This window comes from Streptomyces sp. Q6 (assembly GCF_036967205.1).
Taxonomy (GTDB): Bacteria; Actinomycetota; Actinomycetes; order Streptomycetales; family Streptomycetaceae; genus Streptomyces; species Streptomyces citrinus.
The window spans coordinates 314,976-330,859 of sequence record NZ_CP146023.1; the positions used below are offsets into that span (position 1 = coordinate 314,976).

General features: G+C 70.5%; 17 protein-coding genes and 1 pseudogene. 3 read left to right on the forward strand and 15 right to left on the reverse strand.

The features are described 5' to 3' along the window. Nucleotides 1-25 precede the first annotated feature (25 nt). Nucleotides 26-882: pseudogene (locus tag V2W30_RS41045) on the forward strand (IS5 family transposase). 71 nt (nt 883-953) lie between these two features. Here V2W30_RS41045 and V2W30_RS41050 read toward each other — a convergent pair. The 3 genes from V2W30_RS41050 to V2W30_RS41060 form a co-directional block, all read right to left on the reverse strand. Beyond that, nucleotides 954-1,724, reverse strand: coding sequence for a transposase family protein (locus tag V2W30_RS41050; protein WP_338693547.1), 771 nt, complete (start codon nt 1,722-1,724; stop codon nt 954-956). 97 nt (nt 1,725-1,821) lie between these two features. Next, nucleotides 1,822-2,757: a transposase family protein gene (locus V2W30_RS41055; protein ID WP_338693548.1), complete on the reverse strand. Its 936-nt coding sequence runs from the start codon at nt 2,755-2,757 to the stop codon at nt 1,822-1,824. A 57-nt stretch (nt 2,758-2,814) separates the two neighbouring features. Further along, nucleotides 2,815-3,024, reverse strand: coding sequence for a hypothetical protein (locus V2W30_RS41060; RefSeq protein ID WP_425244737.1), 210 nt, complete (start codon nt 3,022-3,024; stop codon nt 2,815-2,817). A 72-nt stretch (nt 3,025-3,096) separates the two neighbouring features. On the opposite strand from V2W30_RS41060, the gene V2W30_RS41065 reads away from it, so the two are divergent. Continuing rightward, entirely contained in the window at nt 3,097-3,276 is a 180-nt protein-coding gene (locus V2W30_RS41065; RefSeq protein WP_338704303.1) for a hypothetical protein, read from the forward strand. 758 nt (nt 3,277-4,034) lie between these two features. After that, nucleotides 4,035-4,310, forward strand: coding sequence for a hypothetical protein (locus V2W30_RS41070; RefSeq protein ID WP_338704304.1), 276 nt, complete (start codon nt 4,035-4,037; stop codon nt 4,308-4,310). Between the two features lie 12 nt (nt 4,311-4,322). On the opposite strand, the gene V2W30_RS41075 is transcribed toward V2W30_RS41070, so the two are convergent. From V2W30_RS41075 to V2W30_RS41130, 12 genes are all read right to left on the reverse strand, one after another. After that, nucleotides 4,323-7,832 (reverse strand): hypothetical protein, encoded by a 3,510-nt coding sequence (locus V2W30_RS41075; RefSeq protein WP_338704305.1) that lies wholly within the window; start codon nt 7,830-7,832, stop codon nt 4,323-4,325. After that, nucleotides 7,829-8,251 (reverse strand): hypothetical protein, encoded by a 423-nt coding sequence (locus V2W30_RS41080; RefSeq protein ID WP_338704306.1) that lies wholly within the window; start codon nt 8,249-8,251, stop codon nt 7,829-7,831. Before V2W30_RS41080 ends, V2W30_RS41075 begins: the two co-directional genes overlap by 4 nt. Before the next feature lie 68 nt (nt 8,252-8,319). Next, nucleotides 8,320-8,790: a TadE/TadG family type IV pilus assembly protein gene (locus V2W30_RS41085; RefSeq protein ID WP_338704307.1), complete on the reverse strand. Its 471-nt coding sequence runs from the start codon at nt 8,788-8,790 to the stop codon at nt 8,320-8,322. After that, on the reverse strand, nt 8,787-9,179 hold the full coding sequence (locus tag V2W30_RS41090; protein WP_338704309.1) for a TadE family protein: 393 nt from the start codon (nt 9,177-9,179) through the stop codon (nt 8,787-8,789). Before V2W30_RS41090 ends, V2W30_RS41085 begins: the two co-directional genes overlap by 4 nt. An 11-nt stretch (nt 9,180-9,190) precedes the next feature. Then, nucleotides 9,191-9,430, reverse strand: a complete 240-nt coding sequence (locus V2W30_RS41095; RefSeq protein ID WP_338704311.1) for a hypothetical protein — start codon at nt 9,428-9,430, stop codon at nt 9,191-9,193. 20 nt (nt 9,431-9,450) lie between these two features. Further along, nucleotides 9,451-10,353: a hypothetical protein gene (locus tag V2W30_RS41100; RefSeq protein WP_338704312.1), complete on the reverse strand. Its 903-nt coding sequence runs from the start codon at nt 10,351-10,353 to the stop codon at nt 9,451-9,453. Next, entirely contained in the window at nt 10,350-11,288 is a 939-nt protein-coding gene (locus tag V2W30_RS41105) for a type II secretion system F family protein (protein WP_338704313.1), read from the reverse strand. The genes V2W30_RS41100 and V2W30_RS41105 overlap by 4 nt, the downstream gene beginning before the upstream one ends. Then, nucleotides 11,285-12,778, reverse strand: coding sequence for a CpaF/VirB11 family protein (locus V2W30_RS41110; protein WP_338704314.1), 1,494 nt, complete (start codon nt 12,776-12,778; stop codon nt 11,285-11,287). The genes V2W30_RS41105 and V2W30_RS41110 overlap by 4 nt, the downstream gene beginning before the upstream one ends. Then, nucleotides 12,768-13,619: a hypothetical protein gene (locus tag V2W30_RS41115; protein ID WP_338704315.1), complete on the reverse strand. Its 852-nt coding sequence runs from the start codon at nt 13,617-13,619 to the stop codon at nt 12,768-12,770. Before V2W30_RS41115 ends, V2W30_RS41110 begins: the two co-directional genes overlap by 11 nt. Beyond that, the gene (locus V2W30_RS41120) at nt 13,619-14,314 is read right to left on the reverse strand and encodes an SAF domain-containing protein (protein WP_338704316.1); all 696 of its coding nucleotides are present in this window, start codon (nt 14,312-14,314) and stop codon (nt 13,619-13,621) included. The genes V2W30_RS41115 and V2W30_RS41120 overlap by 1 nt, the downstream gene beginning before the upstream one ends. 39 nt (nt 14,315-14,353) lie before the next feature. Beyond that, nucleotides 14,354-15,217: an ATP/GTP-binding protein gene (locus V2W30_RS41125; protein ID WP_338704317.1), complete on the reverse strand. Its 864-nt coding sequence runs from the start codon at nt 15,215-15,217 to the stop codon at nt 14,354-14,356. Then, on the reverse strand, nt 15,175-15,819 hold the full coding sequence (locus V2W30_RS41130) for a hypothetical protein (protein WP_338704319.1): 645 nt from the start codon (nt 15,817-15,819) through the stop codon (nt 15,175-15,177). The genes V2W30_RS41125 and V2W30_RS41130 overlap by 43 nt, the downstream gene beginning before the upstream one ends. Nucleotides 15,820-15,884 lie beyond the last annotated feature (65 nt).

The following is a 15,884-nucleotide window of genomic DNA, read 5'->3' on the forward strand; positions in this document are numbered from 1 at the left end:
GTCTTCAAAGTAGCGGCGCGGGATGATGGGTCTTGTGAGTCGCCGCTATGAACTGACCGATGAGGAATGGGAGTTGTTACGCCCGTTCCTACCGGCGGCATCGTTCGGTCGCCCGCGGGCGGACGACCGGACGATGTTGAACGGGATCGTATGGAAGATCCGTGCGGGCGCCGCCTGGCGGGATGTGCCAGCCCGGTACGGGCCGTGGCAGTCGTTGTACACACGTTTCCGCAGGTGGGCCCTGGACGGCACGTTCACCCGCATGCTTGCCGCGGTCCAGGCCGACCGCGACGCGAACGCGGACGTGGACTGGCTGGTGGCCGTCGACTCCACTGTGGTCCGTGCCCATCAACACGCGGCCGGCGCGAAAAGGGGGGCCGGTCGAGGGACGAACCGGCAGATCACGCCCTCGGTCGATCCCGAGGTGGACTGACCACCAAGATCCATCTTGCCTGTGACGGCCGCGGCCGCCCGCTCTCGTTCACTCTCACTGGCGGTAACCGCAATGACTGCACCCAGTTCGGACAGGTCATGGCGGGTATTCGCGTCGCTCGACTCGGCTCCGGTCGCCCCCGCACTCGCCCCGACCGGGTGGTCGCGGACAAGGGCTACTCGTCCCGGGCCATCCGCACCCATCTGCGCCGACGCGGCATCAAGGCCACCATTCCCGAACGGGTCGACCAACTCGCCGGGCGAGCACGACGCCGTGAACGGCGATGCGGCTTCGACAAGGCTGCCTACCGGCGCCGCAACGTCGTCGAGCGCTGCTTCAACCGCCTCAAGCAATGGCGCGGCATCGCCACCCGATACGACAAGACCGCGACCTCCTTCGAAGCCGCGGTCACCCTCGCATCAACGCTCCTCTGGCTCCGCCCACTTTGAAGACAGGCCCTAAAGCGTGTTGCACAAGGCGGTGTTCGGGCAGGTCAGGGTTAGTGAGGGCAGTCCTCTGGTCATGAGGCGAGGGCGAGGTTGTGCATCTGGGCGACGGCTTGGACGGCGTGGTGAAGGCCGTCGCCGTGCTGCCGGCAGTCGCGGAGGATCTTGTAGTTCTTCATCCGGCCGATCACATGCTCCACCCGGGCCCGCACCGTGCGATGGGCGGCGTTGTCGGCCTCCTCGCCCGCCAGCAGCTCGCGTCGGGGGCGTTTGCGGTGCGGGGTGACCATCCCGCAGTTGAGGTAGGCACCGTCGGCCAGCATGGTCACGCCCTGGCAGTGCTGGGCCAGGCCGGAGGCCCGCCAGGCGTGCGCGTCCGCGGTGGTGCCCGGCACCGGCCGGGCCGCGGCGATCACGAGACGGGTGTCGGCATCCACAATGACCTGCACGTTTGCGGAGAACCGGTAGTTGCGTGAGGAGGAGCCGACGTGCCGGTCGCGGACCGGGATGAGGGTGCCGTCCACGATCCACAACCGGTCCGCCGCGTCGGCCGGACGGGCCACCGGCTCCAGCGCGAGCAGCGGGCCGAGCTTCTGGATCACCCGGCACACGGTCGAGGAAGAGGTCCCGAACAGCGGCCCGAGCTGCCGCATGGTCAGGTTGGTGCGGTAGTACACGGCCACGATCAAGACCCGTTCGGCCAGCGGCAGACACCACGGACGGCCCCGCAGCGTGCCGTTGCCGCCTCGGTCACGGACCACCCTCAGCAGCCGCCCGAACTGCTCCATCGACAGCCCCGTGAACGTCTCCACCCACACCCGTTCAGCCCTCAACACCCCAGCCATACACCGGATATGCCCAGTTCACGGCCTTGTGCAACACGCTTTACGAGCTCGTGCACGGTAGGCGGTGAGACGTCGCGAACTTCGGTGCGACCCAGCTTCACATCTGCCATGTCGGGTTCAGGTCCGCGGTCTGCTGGTGGGACAGCAGGCCGGCGATGGCTTGGACGGTGTCGCTCATGTGCTCGCGGCGGCCGAGGTGGCGGGCCAGGGCCCGCCAGTTCTTCAGATGGGCGATGCCGTGCTCGACACGGATACGTCGTGATGAGTGCGCCTTGCGCTGGCGCTCGTGCATCTCTTCGTACCAGTCCGGGGCGTTCTTCTTGAACTTGCGGTGCGGTGGTGTCACCACCCGGCCACCGGTCTGGGCGCCCAGTCCCTGGTAGCCGGCATCAGCCAGGATCTCGACTGCAGGCCCGTCGGCCAAGAGGTTGACCAGCCCTAACTGGCGGGCATGGGTGATGTCCGCGCAGCTTGCGGGACGGGCCGGGCTGCACCACAGCACGCGGCCTTCGCCGTCCGTGACCACCATGGACTTGACGGCGTTCTGCTTGTTCTTGCCGGAGATGAACTTGTCGCGGTCCTTGCGTCCGGCAGCGGGCCGGCGGACCCGGATCTCGGTGCCGTCGACGATGCCGGTCGCCCCGCTCGCGCCGAGATGGTCGACAACCTCAGCGAGAGACCGCAGCCGCACGTCGGGGCTGACGGTGCAGCCCCGCTCGGCGAGCAGGGGCCGCACCTCACCGATGGCCCGGGTGACGGTGGAACGGTCCGCTCCGAACCAGCAGGCCAGCACATCATGGGTGACCCCGTGACGAAGATGGACCAGCGTGGCCAGCAGCCGGTCGACGAACACCAGCCGGTACTTCGCGCCTGCGCCCACAGCCCTCTGCCGCGGGCGAGCGGCAAGCCTCGCCTGATGACGCTCATGCCACAACGGTCCGATCTCCTCGACGAGTTCAGCAATCACTCCGGCAGTCAGCCCCGTGATCCGCCGATTGCCGATGATCACCGCGCGCGTCGAGTTCCCCACCACCCGACCATGATCAACCATCCAGGCTCGACGTCTCACCGCCTACCGTGCACGAGCTCGTTAGGGGACGGGCCGCTGCGCGGCGGCCGTAATCGCGGCCTGGCCGAGGACGGTGCGCAGCGGGTTCGCCGCGGCACCGACCGGGTAGCCCGGCCTCCGCAGATCGGCGATGACACCGTTCCAGCTGGAGCCGTCGTCGAAGGCGCCATGCTCCAGGACGAAGGTCGGCTGCGGGGCGCGGGCGGCGTTCTCGATCTGGGTGTTCTCCACGATGGCGGTGCCGTGAGCGCGAGGGGCGCGATGACACCTGTCCCGGTCACGACCCATGAAGGGGAGACTGCCATGAACGAGCGACTCACCGACGCGTCCCGCCACACGCGTTTCGGAGTGCTTCCCGAGCGCGTCCGATTCGAGGACAGGACCGAGGAAGTGGAGACCGACCAGGGGCCCATCGGCGTGGCGTACATCCCCGAGGGCCCATGGAAGTACTACCCGTGCCTCGCGCTCGACATGGGGCTGTGAACACCGCCGACACCCTCACGCTGACCTGACCTCACACGCGGCAGCCAGAGCAAGCTGCATGCCAAGTGCCTGGTTCCGTGTGGCCCGCTCCGCTGGGATGGAAGGGAGCACAGGAGCGCTCTCCGCCGACGGTGGTCAAGGCGGGGAGAGGCCGGTCACCTTCGATGACCTGAAGCGAGCGGAGCACCTTGCGGCGGGGGTCGAGTGCCGCTTCGAAGCGCTGCGCACCGTCCACCGCTCCGTCGCCGAGTAGAGCGATGTGACCTGCCAGTACGTCAGGGGAGAGGGGAGTGTGTGCACTTCGGGATACTCCGGCGGGCTTAGCGGCGGAAACGCCGTGCAGCAGGAGCATGATGCTGCGGCGTGAACCAGCACTGCGCATCTGGTGCAGTGCCGTGACCTGCTGTCTTCTGCGGCGCCGCCGGAACAAGGCCGGGCACGAGGCACTGTCCAATTGATCCACTGCGCGGACTGCGCAGTCGCGGCAGTCTTGGGTTCACGAGGCCGCCGCTCCTGCTGCGCAGATCGCACTACCGTGATCGACAAGCCGTGCAGCAGGGAGTTGAGCGAGGCTGCTGTATTCGGGGGAGGACTCCGCATGACCACTGCACTGCGCATCGACACCGATCTCACCGCCACCGTGATCGACCTGCCTGCGGATCAGGGTGCGGAGGTCGGGCAGATCCGGGCGGTCGTCGGGGAGCGGTCAACCAGGCCGTGTTCCACCCCAGGCTCTGCTGCACGCCTACGACGTGGCTGTGAGCGAGCGGTCGTTGAACCTGGGGGCGTGGACGTTGGCGAGTGCATGGCGGGGTACGGCGCTCTACCCGTTGCACGGCACGATCGTGGTCACCGGCCGCGACGAGGATGGTGAGATGGCCGCGCTTGGTTCGGAGATTTTGCGGCAGGCGCAGTTGGTCCTGGCGATGGTTGCCGTGGCGGTGCAGCGGTGGCGGGAGCGGCCGCCGGTTGTGAACGAGGTGGCGGCGCAGGGACTTCTCGTCTGTGCCGTCCGCGAGCTTGCCGCGTCCTGAACCCCGCCGCCATCAGGACGCGTTGAGGAGTTCGTCGATCAGGGCCTGGGTTTTCCGGTCGATGTGCGCGGCGGGCAGGTGGCGGGTGGCGTCGTGCCAGTACGCGATCGCTTTGTGGAGGCCGTTGTGGTTGCCGGCCGCGGCCTCGGTACGCATCAGGTCGCGGTGCAGCCATTCGCAGTACGCGTCGACGCTCAAGCCGATCGTGCACGCTTCCCGGGCGCTGGGGAAGTCCTGGTGCGGGCCGTCGGTGAGGCGGTAGGAGGCGACGGTGTGCGCCACCGACGTGATCTTCGTTTGCATCGTGGTGCGCAGCCCGGTCATCCATGAGGCGGGATGCTCGCCCAGTGGCATGCCGTTGACCAGGCCGAGCGCCCGCTCGAGGTGGCGCAGGCCGTCTTCCTCGCGGGTGAGGCCGAGTGCGGCCAGGCGCTCGAAGTCATGCCAGTCGCAGCGCACGGTGCCGGCGAGCGCGTACGGGGCGGACTTGCCGTTGCGCTGGGGCACATACAGGGTGCCGTCGGGGTCGGTGCCCAGTTCGGTGCGCAGTTCACGAAAGCGGGTGCCAAGGGTCTTGGTAGACCAGGGTTCGCTCTCGCCGAGGTCTTCGCACAGCCGCTCCGCGCTACTGCCGGGCTTGAGGAGCAGGTGCGCGGCGAGCTCGGTGAGCCGGGGCGAGAGTGAGCCGGAGGGGACATGGTCCATCGTCACCGTGCCCAGCATCCGCAGCCGGGGCGCGGTGTTGCGGGCGCCGGCCTCGGCCAGAGCGAGGTCGTCGTCGTTCAGGGGCACCGGAGCGGGCCGCTCGGCTTTGCGCAGCGCGTGCACCGGCGGGATCAGGAAGCGCCGGCCCTCCGGTGCGCCCGCAGGTTCTTCCTTGACCGACGCGGCCTGGGGGACCGCGTGCAGCGGCATCTGGGCGGGGTCGGTTCCGGCCTCCAAGAACGCCTGGAACACCACCGGTTGGCCCGAGTCCGCATCGCCCCCGGCGCTTGTCACGGTGGCGGGGGTCGTGTGGCTTGTGCGGTCGCCGTCCGGGGCGTCGCTGTTGTCCGGTGCCGGGTGTGGGGCTGGCCGCACGGAGGAGGTCTCAAGGGTGGGGTGGGGTGCGGTGATCGGCTCGGGTGGCACGTGTTCCCATACTCCGGTCGCGTCCTGGGCGGGGCGGCGGGCGTGCCGAAAGGCGCGGGCCAGTTCGGTGAGTGTGGCGGCGTTCAGGCGTTGGAGCGTGAGGTCGGTGCCGAGCGCATCGACGCGCTGCGGATCGTGCGTCTCGGCGTCGATGATTTCGGCATCGGGAAAGACTGTGTCGGCGGTGGCGGGCAGGACCAGGATGCACGGGGTCAGGTGGCGGGCCTGTTCCAGGATCTGGGCGAACTGCCGACAGGTGTCGTCGTCGACGTCGCCCGCGCACATGACCAGATACGGCGCGCCCCGGTCGTCGGGGTTCTGGTGGGCTTCCAAAACCCGTTCGGCGAGCTCGCTCGCAGCCAGGCGGGGATCGGGCAGGTACTGCACGCCGAGCGCCTGCAGGTCCGCGCCTAGGGAGCCCATCGCGCAGGTGATGACCTCAAGGTGGTCGGCGTGCTCGCCGATGGCCAGCTCGGTGGCGAGCGCGGCCATCACCTCTTGGCGGCTGGTGGGGGAGCCGTCGACGAGGAGGACCTCCCAGGCGGGCAGGTTCGCCAACAGCAGGTCCCCGCTGCGGGAGGCGCCGAGAGTGACCAGCGCCGGATACGGGGACGCCGCTTCGACGGCGAGGGCGGGCAGTTCGGTGCTGTCGGGCAGGTCCCACCAGCCCGCCTTGGCCGAGGTGAACGGCGCCCGGGGCGGTGCGGTGACGTCGTCGGGCAGGACCTGGACGCTGCCCACGGTGATCCGCCCGGCCCGCAGCGCCGGCAACTCGGCTCCCTCGGCCTCTGCGGCTGCGGCTGCGGCCAGAGCGTGCAGGGCGACGTGCAGACGGCGCACGCCCGCCGCGCCGTCGTGCGCGATCTCCTCCAACTCCTCCTCCACCGCAGCAGGTTCACTCTCCGGCACGCTCTGCCCGGGGCGCCGCGCGCGCCACTGCCACAGCCGCCGGGCGGCGAGAGCGGCGGTCAGAGCCCCGGCCAGGACCGCGAACGCCTGCACCGCTCTCGCGAGCGACACGGGCGACGACGTTTCCCGCAGTGGCGCCGAGGCAGACGGCGCAGCGGTAGGGGAGGCGGTCTGCCCGGGTACGGACGCGGACGCGGAAGGCGTGGCCGACGGGACGCCGGCGGAGGGCAGCGGCCGCGCGGACCTGCTGGGAGAGGCGGCAGCGCCGCCTTCGCGGGTCGGCGAGGGGCGCGGGGAGCGTGCGGTCGACGACGGGGAGCCAGTGGCCGTGGAGGCGGACGGTGCCGGTGACGCTGTCTGCTGCCCACCACTCGCCGGACTGGACGGCTCGGCGTCGTGGCCGGAGCCCGGTTGGTCCCGGTCGTCGTCAAGATCGCCGGGGGTGCGCGGCGTCGCCGGCTTGTCCCGGTCGTGGGATGCGGCGGGGGGATCGTGCGGGGTGGCGGCGGCCGGGATGGTGACCTGCTGACCGGGATGGATCAGATCCGGGTCGGTGATCCGCGGCAGACCGGAGGGCTGCCGGCCGCGGCTGGCCTCGTACAGGCGCGGCCAGTTCGCGGCATCGCCCGTCTCTACCTGGGCGATCTCGCTAATGGTCTCGCCGCCGCGCACCGTGTGCGCGCCCACCGCCTGATGCTGCGCGCCGGTTTGTGGCTGCAGCTGCTCGCCGGTTGCCGGGTGGGGCAGGTCGATCCGGGCCATGTGCGGGGGAAGGTGCAGAATCCAGCCGGGCTGGATCGGCGCATTCGCGTGGAAGGTACGCCCGTCGGCCATGGTCTTGCCCTCGTTGGCGTGGGCGAGGTGCGTGTACGCCTCGCCGTCGCCGTAGAGGTGCTCCGCGATCGACCACAGGCTCTCCGCCGGCCGCGTATCGCGCACCGTGTAGGTGTCCCGCGCCGTACGCTCAGCGTCGGCCGGCGTGGCTGCCGGTGCCGTGTGCGGCGCCGACTGCTGTGTCTGCCCGGGGCGTTGGGCGGCACTCGCCGTCGTGGTCGGGGCGCCCGGGGCGGCTTGGGCGGAGGGCGCGGCCGCGGCCAGCGCGGTGCCGGTCGGGGCGAGGACGAGGAGCGCACCGACCAGGGAGGCGGCCGCGCGCTGGCTGATCTGGAGCCCGGGAAGGCGGGGAGTCGTCCTCCCGCGCAGCTGCGCGGGGATCTCCAGCAGCACGGAGAGCAGGAAGGCGGCCCAGGCCGCCCAGCCGATGATGCAGACGATCAGTACGGCGGCGCTGATGTCCTGCCGGGTGAAGACGTGTTGCAATGCGTCGAGACCGTCCGGGGCGACGCTGCGGGTGGCCTGCCACAACACGTACGGCACGAGGAGCACCAGCACCGCGAGCACCGCGAGGGCGCCCAGGGCCCGCGCCAGTCGGCCGACGGTCGGGCGCCGCCTCGGGGCGCGGGGAGCGGGGGAGCGGGTCATCGAATCTCGCCGTCCTCTGGGTGCGTGGTGCCGAACAACAGCCGGGCGCTGCTGGAGACCTGGTGGTGGAACGTGTGGGGCCAGAACTTGGCGTGGTAGCTGCCCGTCACGGTCACGGTGATACGGCGTCCGCCGTCCGTGATGCGGACGGTGCCCTGGGCGTCGGTCCGCGCCAGATAGCCGTTGGCGGCCGCCGTCGCCGCCACCGGATCGACCTTGACGCCGTGGGCGGGGATGAGTGAGTTCAGGTCGACGGCTTGCTGCGCGGCGCGGGCGGCCTCGATCGCTACCGCATCGGCGTTCTCACGCGAGCGCAGACTGCCGAACGCATCCACTGTCAACAGCCCGGAGACCAGGATGAGCGGCCCGGTGATGATGGCGATGAGCAGGCTGATCCCGCCCCGGTCGTCCCACGGCAACGTCCGCAGACGACGGGCGAGTCGGCTGCGAAGACGCGACATCGCGTGTGTGAGATGTGGGAGGTGGTTCACGTGCGGCTCCGGAACGCGTCGACAACGGACGTGAACGTACTGGTCACGGTACGGACGCCAGGGCCCCCGCCGCCGAACAGCATCAGATCACCGACCGGGACCCGGCACTCCACGGTCACGGTGACCGCCGACACCGTGCCGACCGGCACCGCCAGCCCCGCGGTGTCGGCGCGCACTGCCACGCTGGTGCAGGCCTGCTGCTCGCCCGACAGGGCCTGCCGCGCGGCGCGTTGGGCCGCGTCCTGACCTTGTCCGGGGGTGCGCTCCAGGGACGCGGCCCGGGCGGCGGCCTCGGCGGCCGCGTCGGTCTTCTGTCCGGCCAGCGACAGGCGGGCACCTGCGACGAACAGCAGCACCAGCATGATCAGGACCGGGACGGTGATCGCCGCTTCGATCGCCGTGTTCCCCCGCTCGTCCCGCGATCTGGCGCGAAGGCGTGGGATAACGCCCCTGCCGAACGAGGTCACTTGGCCCCCTGAACGGTGAACCGCTCGATGGGACCGGTGACCGTGGCATTCACCGTCAGATGGAAGCCAGGCAACATGGTCAGGGCCCGCCCGCTGACATGTACACGCATCGTCTGGTTACTGCTGCCGGCGGTGCTGATGGCGGAGTCGCGCAGCACGTTGCCCGCCAGATCATCCAGCGCTTGTTGGGCGCGCGCCTGCCCGTCGGCCGGAGATGCGTCGTAGGTGCGGCCGGCCATCACCCCGGAACGGGCCGCGGTGTAGGCGATGTTGCGGGCGTAGGCCCACAGCACGCCCTGGATCAGCAGAAAGCAGATGAGGATCACGGCCGGGAAGATGATGGCGGCCTGGATGGGGGACGATCCCCTGTCGTCCCGCAGGTTTCTCATCAGTCGCCGGCTCAGTCTCCGAGGTCGACGTTGTCGACCTTCGTGGACGCCCGGTTGCCGAGCGCGACCAGCGCCGCCACGATCGTGATCGCGATCCCGATCCCGGCCACCCACAAGATGACGGTCACGATCGGGTTGTCGCCCCGCTCGCCTTCCTCGCGGATCTGGCGGCGGGCCTCGCTCAGGCGGCGCGAGAGCGCGGCGGGGAAGTGGGCGAGGCGCATGCTCGCCTTCAAGAACACGTCGGACATGGTGCTCTCCAGACTCGGATTCAGGTCGACAGGTTGAACGCGTTGATCAGGGCGGGAAAGGCCATCGCGGCCAGCACCAGGACGCACATCACCCCGATCGGGCCGTGCATCTTCTCGGTGTCGGCATTCGCCCCGGCCGCTTCCGCGGAGAGCTGCTCGCTGCGCAGGCTCTGCGCGCGGTGGCGCACCGGTTCGTAGACGGAGGCGCCTTCCTCGGAGGACATCCGGGCGAAGTCGGCAATGTCGGCGAGCACGCCGAGTTCGAGGCGGGAGCCCAGGTGGCGCAGGGCTTCCCACTGGGCGGTGCGCTCGACGCGGGAGGCCATCAGGGCGTCCTGCAGGCGCAGGAACACCCAGCCGCGGCCCGCGAACGCGGCCTGTTCCAGAGCGGCTTCGATGGCGATGCCGGCCGCCAGGCGCAGCGCGACCAGCTCGAGGTAGACGGCGATGCCGTGGGCGGCCTCGGCGCGCGCCTTGCCCGCGTCCCGGCGCAGCATCAGGTCGGGGACGAACCAGCACACCACGGCGAGGATCAGGCCGACGACCGCAGGCGCGTACAGCGGCACACTGATGCCCAGCAGCACCCAGGCGGCCACGAACACCGACGGAGCGAACAGGCCCACCACCACCAGCACCGTCTTGTTGAACAAGAACTCCTCGGCGCTGTGGCCCAGCAGGTCCAGGTCGCGCCGCGGCAATGTGAGCGGAACCTTGCGCAGCAGCCACTGCCCGAGCTGGGCCTGCGCCCGCACCTGCACGGTGGAGGCGGGCTGCACGGCCGCCTGCGGCGGGGCCGGGGGAGGGTTGAGGCGGGCGAGCGCCGGGCCCAACTTGGGTGCGGCCGGCAGCAGTTCATTGACCAATAGGGCCAGTCCGCCACCGCCGAGCGCGGCAGAGACGATCACGATGCCGAGTGCGTTCATGAGGTCCCCCACACCGGCTCTGCCGCAGCGAACCCGTCCTCGTCACTCTCGGGACGGGACGCCACCCGCACAGGGCTCTTACGGTCGGGCACCAGGACCCGGGCACTGCGCCCGCGGGTGGCGTAGCTGCGGCCCCACACCAGGGTGGCGACGAAGCCGCCGGTGAGCAGGGCGAGGACGAGCTGGCCCAGGGCTCCGGCGTAGACGCCGGTGTAGGAGGGGACGGTGAAGCCGAGGCCGACCAGCACCAGGGCGACGATGGTCAGCCCCCGCACCGTCGTGCGCACGCTCTGCCGCTTGGCCTCGATATCGCGGCGCATCTTGACCTCCTCGCGCACCGAGGCCGCCAGGTCCTCCATGGCCTGGGCCAGGCCCGGGCCCGGATCCTGCGCCGCCATGATCAGCGCAGCGCACACCTTGTCGCCGGTCACGTCGTCCAGCGCGCGGGCGAAGTCGGCGAGCGCCTCGTGCGCCGGCCACCCGGCCTGGATCTTGTCGGACAGATCGGTGACCTCGCCCGCGAGCGCCAGCGGGGCGTGCTTGCGGGAGGCGATCAGACAGCGCTCCAGGGCATTGCCCAACCGCACCATCTCCGACAGGCGCTGCGCCCAGTCGGCCAGCGCCTCGCGCCGGGCGATCTGCGTCTTGTTCACCGCCTGCCCGGACAGCAGCCACGGCCCGCCGACGATCACCGAGGCGACGATCACCCCGGCCATCACCACCCCGGTCAGCAGCCACACCACCAGCAGGGCCACGCCCGCGACGGCGAGGAGCACGCGGCGCTGCGCGGCGAACTGGCGGGCCATCGTGCCGCGTTCGCCGCGCCAGGGCAGCGGCTTCTTCGGCTCGGTGGTCCCCACCAGCCCCGCCACCGCCAGTACGACGCCGATCCCGCCCAGGGCGCCGGTGACGATCCACCACACGGACGTGATCATGCGGGCCCTCCGTAGAGGTAGGACACGGCCTGCGCCGACAGGAGATCGGCGGACAGGCCGGCGGCGGTGAGCTGCCGCATCCGCGGCGCGCTCATCCGGTCTCTGGGCACCGCGGGCCCGGTGAAGCCGTCGGACGGACCGAAGATCTCGTTGTGGCCGGGCCGCCCGTCCGGCGTGACACCGGTGACCTCCCAGATGTGGGTCAGGCGCCGTACACCGTGGTCGTCGACCGACAAGTGGGCAATGAAGTGGACCCCGTTGGCGATCTGCCGGTAGGCCAGGCGCTCGGAGAAGTTCTCCTGCGCGCGCAGATACAGCTCGGCGACCCGGTCGAAGACCGCGGACGGGTCGGCGGCGTGAATGGTGCACATGTTGCCGCGCCGTTCACTGGTCATCACGTCCATCATCGCGGTGATCTCCGCGCCGCGGACCTCGCCGACGATCGTGCGCGTCAGCGACATCCGCTTGGCCGCCTTGATCAGGTCGGTGAGCGTGATCTCGCCCGCCGCCCGGCCGCCGCTGCCGCGCTCGCCGTTGGTGAACCGCTCCTGCATCGGCACCACATGCGGGTGGAAAGCGGGGCTGGTCAGCGACTCGAACGTGGTCTCCGCGGTGCCGAACCGCTCCTCGCGGTCGATCTCCTTGAGCAGCGCCCGCAGGAACGTCGTCTTCCCGGCCGCGGCCTCCCCGGACACCATGACGTTGAAGCGGCCACGGACCGCGGCCGCCAGCACGTCCGCGGCCTCCTGCGTCACCGTGCCCAGCTGCACCAGCTTGGGCAGGGACGCATCCAGGTAGCGGTGGCGGCGGATCGTCACGTGGGTGCGCCCGTCAGTGATCTCCGGGCCCATCGCCTGCAGCCGCGACCCGTCCCGCATCTCCAGCTCGACCTGCGGAGAGTGCGTGGAGAACTGCCGGTTGTGCCCCGACGCAGAGATCAAGTCCCGCACCAGCTCGTGCAGTTCGGCCTCCGAGTCGGCGACCCGTTCCACCTGCACGGCCTTGGGCCGGCCGGCGTACTTGAGGAAGACCCGCTCAAAGCCCTCGATCCAGATGTCCTCGACCTGCTCGTCATCAAGGTAGCGCTGCAGCCGCCCGGCACGGAAACACATGTCGAAGGCGAGCGAGGCCAACTCCCGCTCGAGCGCGGGATCGACCAATCCGCCGACGGCCACGCCGTGCCCGTCCGCCCAGATCGCCACCTGCTCGTTGATCAGCGAGCGGCCCCGCTGCTCCTTCGCCTCCTGCGACAGCGGCGCCGTCCGGTGCTCGCCCTCCTTGCGCAGCTGCTCCAGGACGACCTTCTTGATGCTGCGCGCCGGACGGAAGATCCCAGTCCGCTGCTCCTGGAAGGCGCTCGGGCCGGGTAGTTCGGGCGGCGGGCCGAACTGCCCGTGAGGACTCGGGTGGGCGGCCGCGGCCGGCGACTGGAGCGGCACGGCGGGCCGCCGCCGCGCAGGCGGCCCGTTGTAGGCGGGTTCAGCGCGCACGACGCACCTCCGAGAGCCGCTGCTGCATCGGCGAGGTCAGACGCGAGCGCCGCATCAGCACCAGCTGACGCAGCGGCGGGCACGCCTCCCGCGCGGCTTTCATCAGCGCGGACTTGGCGAACTTCCTCGGCTCGGGCGCCCCGTCGGACAACACGGCCGCCTCCTCGGGCCGGTAGGGCAGCGTGGCGATCACCCGGGTCTCCAGCTCGCTCTCGACCTCCCGCTTGCCGTACGACCCCTCCGTGATCAGAAGAATGCCCAGCGACGGGCTCGGCCCGCCGTGCCCCTCCTCCAGCGCGGCGTGCACCATGGGGATCCGCGACTTCGCGGCGTGCAGGCCGCGAAGCGTGCCGCGCATCACCAGCAGCACCAGATCGGCGCGCTGCGCCAGGACCCGGGTGGGCCCGTAGATGCCGCTGCGGCCGAGGTCGATCAGCACGTCATGCGGATGGTTGGGCATCCGGTCGATCCCGACGAACAGGTCGGCCAGCGCCGGCCACTCCGGCTTCAACGCCGCTGCCAGGGACGGGTCGGGCAGCCCGGGCAGCAGCACGTGCCGCTCGCTGGCTGCCCCGTTGTCGTCACCCAGGCGCACCAGCTGGGTCCAGAACGCCTGCGGCAGCGGCTGTTCACCCCGCCGGGACACGGCCAGGTTCTGCAGCCCGATGTCCGCCCGCAGGCTGCTCTGCAGGGCTCCGGCCAGCACCGCGCCGCCGTCGGGATCGCACTCGGCCAGGAGCGTGCGCCGGTCGCCCTCCAGCGGCCAGCTCTGCAGCAGGGCGAGCCCCGTTGTCGTCACGCCGGGTGCCCCGGGCAGACCGGCCAACGCGATGACCGCCATCAGCCCCCCGCCCCGTTCACCGCCAGCGCCACGTCGCCGGCTGCGGCCTGGGCCGCCAGCTTCGGGCCCTGCGCCTTGTCCACGGCCACATCCACGACCTGCTCGCCGGAGGATTCCGGCGCCGCACCGACCCACACCACGCGGACGGTGACGGTCTGCGGATTGCTCGGGTCTTCGCTCTTGGCGGCGCCGGACGACGACGCGACGTCCCCGGTGAACACGACCTGCACCGTGTCCGCCGGTTTCAGCTGTGGCATCTGGCCCGACTTCAGCGCGATCCGGACCTTCTGCTCCCCGGCCTTCACCAGGGACCTGCGGGTGACTTCCTGCGGGTGCAGCAACGCGCCCGCACGCAGTGTGGACACCGCCCGCATGCCGACCACCTCGCCGCGCTGCTGGACGCCGACCACCTTCATCGATGGATCCAGCGCCACCGAGGCCGCCTGCAGATCCCTGTCCTTGATCACATGTCCGGCCGGTACGTCACGGGCCAGCTCCAGGACCTGCTGACGCTCCCCGTTCTGCGTCCAGTACCACCAGTTGCCCGCCACGCACACGGCGATACACGCCACCGCGGCCGCGAGCATGCCCGGCCGGCGCCGCCGCACCTGCCACCGCGCCTGTGCACCCGCTCTTGGTGCCACCACCTGGGCCTGCGGCGCCGCCGCCTGGGCGGGCACATCCGTCCTGCTCACCTCACGTGTGCCTTTCTCCTACGAGAACCCGCGGAGCCATCAGTCGCCCACGGCCTGCAACTCACCCACGGTGAACGCCACATCGGTCTCACGCGTAGTCGGAATCTGTCCCTGCTCGCCCGTGTTCGCCTGCCACGTCACATCCCAGTACGAGACGGCGCTCAGGTGGTACTTCGTCCCGGGCTCCTGCGTGGAGGGCTCCTGGTAGACGTGACCGCAGTCCGGCGACTCGATGCCCTTGCTCGTGTTCTTGAACGGCGTTCCGGGCCCGTTGCACACGACCTTCTCGCCGTCCCCCATCGACCACACGATCTTGGAGACCTCGGCTGTCGCGGTCACCGTGACACCGCCCGCCGTCACCGACGTCGAGTTCGGGCCGAACGTCGTCGCGCTCGGCGTCACCCACAGCCACATCGGCGCACCCACCACGTACTTCGCGTTTGCCCGCGGGCTCGCGATCGCCGGTCCGGTCAGTTTCATCTTGCTCACGGCCTGGAGCGCGACCTCTGCAGGGTCAACGGTGGGGCCGGCTTGTCCGGGAGGCGCCGCGAAGTGGGTGGTGGTGCCGCCGGGGCAGGTCCGCTCGTACGCGACCTTCCCCTCGCCCGGGTAGAACATCGTGCCCGGCGGCGGCTGCGGGTCCATCCTCGTCACGGTGCACTTGGGCGCGCTGCCCTTGCCTTTTGCCTTGCTGTGCCGGGCTGCACTGCTGTCCGATGACGTGCTGCCGCCAGCGGGATCGGTGTCGGCGTTGCACTGCACGAACAGGCCGCCCTGGCTGCACTTGCCGCCCGTGGGCGCTCCGGCGTGCGCGGGAACGACGCCGAGGCCTGCTAAGACGACCGCACCCAGGACGATGGTCAGCAGGGGTCTTGCGACAGCTTGATCTCGATGATCTTCCACGACTTCCCCCAAACCTCGGCCTGAGCGGTCATGTAGTAGCGCGGCAGCCGCGTGCTCGGCATCGGCACCGGCTTGCCGGTCTTGGCGTACAAGTACTTCCAGTGCGTGGTGTCGAGGCAGTCCTTGACCTTCGCCGAAGCCGCTTTCGTGCCACGGGGCTTGAACTCCGTGATCTTTGCGGAGTGGGTGGGAGCGCCCTTGGTCACGATGCCCTTCGACCGCAGGTCCGCGAGATCGTTAGTGATGCTGGTCTTGGCGAGCGCGACGGCGTACGTGTCGAACTCCGTCCCGCTCGTTGACCCCTTGGCGTAGGCCTTGGCCTGCTCCGCCCACATGCGCCCGTACGCATCGAGGGCGGCCGCTTTGTCGCCGGCATGGGGGTCGGTCTGGCTGGGGCTCGGCGTGGCGTTGTCCGTGCTCGAGGCCGACGTGCTCGGATCCTTGGGATCGAGGGTCGCCTCGGGGCCCTTGTTCTCGCTGCCGGAGCACGCGGTGAGCAGCGATGCGGCGAGCACCGCGGAGCTCAGCGCGACGCCGATTGAGCGGCCGCTTTTTCGCTTGCGAAGGCCGGAATATGCCGGGTGCCGTGCTGCTCGTGTCATGCGCTCTCCCCGTCGGCGTGAGGCGATCTGCGGCTTCGCGAGTAGGTGGTGCGGTCGGGTACGTC

What these genes read in the sequence shown, in the direction of transcription:
- V2W30_RS41050 (WP_338693547.1), bottom strand. Translation starts at nt 1,724, where the DNA reads ATGGCTGGGGTGTTGAGGGCTGAACGGGTGTGGGTGGAGACGTTCACG.
- V2W30_RS41065 (WP_338704303.1), top strand. Translation starts at nt 3,097, where the DNA reads ATGAACGAGCGACTCACCGACGCGTCCCGCCACACGCGTTTCGGAGTG.
- V2W30_RS41075 (WP_338704305.1), bottom strand. Translation starts at nt 7,832, where the DNA reads ATGACCCGCTCCCCCGCTCCCCGCGCCCCGAGGCGGCGCCCGACCGTC.
- V2W30_RS41090 (WP_338704309.1), bottom strand. Translation starts at nt 9,179, where the DNA reads ATGAGAAACCTGCGGGACGACAGGGGATCGTCCCCCATCCAGGCCGCC.
- V2W30_RS41095 (WP_338704311.1), bottom strand. Translation starts at nt 9,430, where the DNA reads ATGTCCGACGTGTTCTTGAAGGCGAGCATGCGCCTCGCCCACTTCCCC.
- V2W30_RS41100 (WP_338704312.1), bottom strand. Translation starts at nt 10,353, where the DNA reads ATGAACGCACTCGGCATCGTGATCGTCTCTGCCGCGCTCGGCGGTGGC.
- V2W30_RS41105 (WP_338704313.1), bottom strand. Translation starts at nt 11,288, where the DNA reads ATGATCACGTCCGTGTGGTGGATCGTCACCGGCGCCCTGGGCGGGATC.
- V2W30_RS41115 (WP_338704315.1), bottom strand. Translation starts at nt 13,619, where the DNA reads ATGGCGGTCATCGCGTTGGCCGGTCTGCCCGGGGCACCCGGCGTGACG.
- V2W30_RS41130 (WP_338704319.1), bottom strand. Translation starts at nt 15,819, where the DNA reads ATGACACGAGCAGCACGGCACCCGGCATATTCCGGCCTTCGCAAGCGA.